4 protein-coding genes are annotated in these 3,746 nt (G+C 58.6%); all 4 read left to right on the top strand.

What is annotated here, in order from left to right; genetic code table 11:
• Positions 1-745, top strand: a 745-nt coding sequence (locus ACT8X9_RS13015) for an ABC transporter permease (protein WP_444269276.1), incomplete at its 5' end; no start/stop codon positions are given.
• Positions 742-1,974 carry an ABC transporter substrate-binding protein gene (locus ACT8X9_RS13010; RefSeq protein ID WP_227619972.1) on the top strand — a complete coding sequence of 411 codons (1,233 nt, stop codon included), beginning with the start codon at positions 742-744 and terminating at the stop codon, positions 1,972-1,974. The genes ACT8X9_RS13015 and ACT8X9_RS13010, both read left to right, overlap by 4 nt.
• 59 nt (positions 1,975-2,033) lie before the next feature.
• Positions 2,034-2,786: an acyl-[acyl-carrier-protein] thioesterase gene (locus ACT8X9_RS13005; protein ID WP_444269275.1), complete on the top strand. Its 753-nt coding sequence runs from the start codon at positions 2,034-2,036 to the stop codon at positions 2,784-2,786.
• A gap of 469 nt (positions 2,787-3,255) precedes the next feature.
• On the top strand, positions 3,256-3,746 hold a 491-nt coding region (locus ACT8X9_RS13000; RefSeq protein WP_444269274.1), incomplete at its 3' end, for an IMP dehydrogenase.

Raw genomic sequence — 3,746 nt, 5'->3', positions numbered from 1 at the left:
GAGCAAGGGCTACTCGCTCTTCACCGGCTTTACCCTCAAGTGGTACACCAGCCTTTTCCACAATGCGTCGATTCTGCACGCGCTGTGGGTGTCGCTGGAAGTGGCCCTCATCTCGGCCATCATCGCCACGGTGCTGGGCACGGCGGCCTCTCTGGGCATCGCGTCCATGGGCCGCAAGAGCCGTCTGCTGGTGACGAACATCACCTATATCCCGGTGGTCAACCCCGAGATCATCACCGGTATCTCGCTGATGCTGCTCTTTGTGGCTTACCAGCGCTTCGCGGGCGGGCTGGATTTCCTGCCTGATAACATCATGGGCCTGCCCACGCTGCTCATCGCCCATATCGCGTTCAATGTGCCGTATGTCATCTTCAACGTCACGCCCAAGCTCAAGCAGCTGGACATCAAGCTGTATGAGGCGGCACTGGACCTCGGCTGCGACCCCAAGCAGGCGTTCTTCAAGGTCATCCTGCCCGAGATCAGCCCGGCCATCTTGTCGGCCTTCCTCATCTGCCTGACCTACTCCATCGACGATTTCATGATCTCCTATTTCAACTGCGGCACGGTGGAGACGCTGCCCATCGCCATCTACTCCATGACCCGCAAGAAGGTCAGTCCGGAGATCTACGCGCTGTCCACCATCATGTTCGTGGTCATCCTGACCATCATCCTCGTCTCCAACGCCATGGAGAGCCGCGGCTACCGCCGCGACCAGCGTGCACTGAGAGGAGGAGATGCGAAATGAAGCGCTTTGTCATTCTTCTGCTGACGGCTGTGCTGGCGCTGACCATGCCGCTGTCGGCTCTGGCTGCGGGCCAGATCGAGGTTACAGAGGATGTGTCGGTCTCGGATGACTACGACTGGACCCGCTTCAAGGGCCAGAACGTCACCCTGAACGTCTACAACTGGGGCGAGTATATCTCCAACGGCTCAGACGACAGCGTGGACGTGGTGGCCGCCTTCGAAAAGCTCACCGGCATCAAGGTCAACTACACCACCTTTGACTCCAACGAGTCCCTCTACGCGAAGCTGAAATCCGGCGCGGCCAACTACGATGTCATCATCCCGTCGGACTACATGGTCGCCAAGATGATCGCAGAAGGGATGCTGAAACCGCTGGACTACAGCAACATCCCGAACTTTGCGAACATCGACGAGGCCTACCGCAACGCGGATTACGACCCCGAAAACGCCTATACGGTGCCCTATATGCTCTGCACCACCGGCATCATCTACAACACGACGATGGTGGACGAGGCCCCGGCCAGCTGGGCCGACCTGTGGGATGAGCAGTATGCGGGTAATATCCTGATGTTCAACAACAGCCGCGATGCCTACGCCATCGGTGCGTTCAAGAGCGGAAACAGCATCAACCCCCAGACCACCGAAGAGGTGGACGCTGTGGTGGAGGAGCTGAAGGCTCAGAAGCCGCTGGTACAGGCCTACGTCATGGATGAGATCTTCGATAAGATGATCGGCGGCGAGGCGGCGGTCGGCGTCTACTACTCCGGCGACGCCATCACCATGATCGACGACAACCCCGATCTGGCTTGGGTGTTCCCGGAGGAGGGGACGGTACTGTCGGTGGACAGCATGGCCATCCCCGCTGCCAGCGAGCATCAGGAAGCCGCTGAGATGTTCATCAACTTCATGTGTGAGCCGGACATCGGCAAGGCCAATGCGGAGTATATCGGCTACACCACCCCCATGCAGGCGGTATGGGATATTCTGGACGAAGATCTCAAGTACAGCGAGATCGCCTATCCCTCCGAGGAGATCGCGGCCAAGGAGAAGGTCTTTACCGCGCTGAGCGATGAGGTCAACAGCGAGCTGGACGTGAAGTGGAGCGAGATGAAGAGCTACGACGAGGGCGGCAGCGGGTATCTGTTCCTGATGCTGCTGCTGGCGATGCTGGCTCTGGCCTGCTTCAACATCTGGCGCAAGGTGCGCAGGAAAACGCGCAATATGTATTGATCCTGCGGGGGCTGTGCGGAGGCGTACAGCCCCTTTTTGTCGAGGAAAGGGAGAAAACGATGAGTGAATACAGAAGTTATACTGAGCATATGACCGTGCTGGACGGCGACAGCGATTTCCGCCGCTGCCTGAAGCCCAGCGCCCTCTTCCGCTATGTGGAACAGGTGTCGGCAGACCACGCCCGGGCCTACGGCATGGACCACGCCTTTTTTAAGGAGCGCCACAGTGCGTTCCTCGTGGGCAAACAGGCCCTCCGGGTCTGGCGGATGCCGGGCCGGGCCGAGAAGATAGCGCTCACGACGGCCTGTGAGACCTTCAAGAAGGGCACCATGAAGCGCCTGACCACCATCACCAGCGAGACGGGGGAGAAGCTGGCCCTCGTGGACTGCCGCTGGATGGCCGTGGATACAGAGGCAGGGCGCATCCTGCGCACCCCCGGCTGGAACACGCCGGACTTCCAGAACGACGACCTGCCCGAAGAACTGCCCCAGATCGTCCACAAGAGCCAGCCCCTGACGGCGGCAGGGGAGCGCCGGGCCAGCTACTCCATGTGCGACCTCAACGGCCACATCAACAACTCCCTCTATCTGGACATCGCCTGCGACGCTCTGCCGCAGGAGGTGGTGGAGGCTGCGCCGCTCTCCTTCGCCTCCATCAAGTACCACCGCGAGGTGCCGATGGGCCAGAGCGTGCAGGTGTTCTACGCCCCCTCGAAGGAAGGCTGGTATGTGCTGGGCCGGAGGGAGGAACACGCGGCCTTTGAGTGCTATCTGGAGTTCGGGGAGCCTGTCACAGAATCTTTACAAAAATAATTACAAAGAAATTACAAAAAACTATTGCAAAAATCCTTCAAAAGAGTTACAATATGGTTACAGGAAGGGCGACGTCCTTCTGGATCATGAAATCTTTTTCTTCTTGTTTTTGGAATATCGGGTGTCTGCCATCCTCCTCCGGCTGTTCTCCTTCACAGCTGTCGGCGGACACCGCACAGGCGATATTCCGCTTCGTGTGCAAAAAGGCCCGTCCGAGACTGGACGGGCTTTTTTGCATCCCCAGAACCGGCGAAGCCCGGCTCGTACTGGGGGAAAGTATGACCTTGCACCAATTTGGTGGTCAATTTGCCTGTTTTTCTGCAAAGGACATTTATAAAGTTTGGCGGGGCAGGGGTTTGTATTCTGCAAGGATTTGTGATAAAGTATATACAATCAATTCCTAAGTCGAAAACATGAAATTGTTTTGATGTGATCCGTTGTTGATGCGTTAAGAAAAAGGAGTTTGAACATGGCTTATTTTTACGAAGAACCCTCCCGTACCTTTGGCGAGTACCTGCTGGTGCCGGGCTACTCTTCTGCCGAGAACGTCCCCACGGCGGTCAGCCTCAAGACCCCGCTGGTCAAGTACCGCAAGGGCGAGGAGGCCTGCCCGCTGGAAATGAACATCCCCATGATCAGCGCCATCATGCAGTCTGTCTCCGGCGATAAGCTGGCCATCGCGCTGGCCCGTCAGGGCGGCGTCTCCTTCATCTACGGCTCCCAGAGCATCGAGAACGAGGCCGCTATGGTCCGCCGCGTCAAGAGCTTCAAGGCAGGCTACGTCGTCTCCGACTCCAATCTGGCCCCCACCGCCACCCTGCATGATGTGCTGGAGCTGAAGGCCCGCACCGGCCACTCCACCATCGCCATCACCGCCGACGGCACCCCCAACGGCAAGCTGCTGGGCATCGTGGCTTCCCGCGATTACCGCGTCAGCCACCCCCCCGGCGATGCCACTGG

The organism is Faecalibacterium sp., from assembly GCF_052358865.1.
Taxonomy (GTDB): domain Bacteria; phylum Bacillota; class Clostridia; order Oscillospirales; family Ruminococcaceae; genus Faecalibacterium; species Faecalibacterium butyricigenerans.
The sequence above is the reverse complement of the archived record's forward strand: the minus strand, read 5'-3'. Positions and strand labels throughout refer to the sequence as shown.

Coding starts and splice junctions, on each gene's coding strand:
- ACT8X9_RS13010 (WP_227619972.1), top strand. CDS start 742: ATGAAGCGCTTTGTCATTCTTCTGCTGACGGCTGTGCTGGCGCTGACC.
- ACT8X9_RS13005 (WP_444269275.1), top strand. CDS start 2,034: ATGAGTGAATACAGAAGTTATACTGAGCATATGACCGTGCTGGACGGC.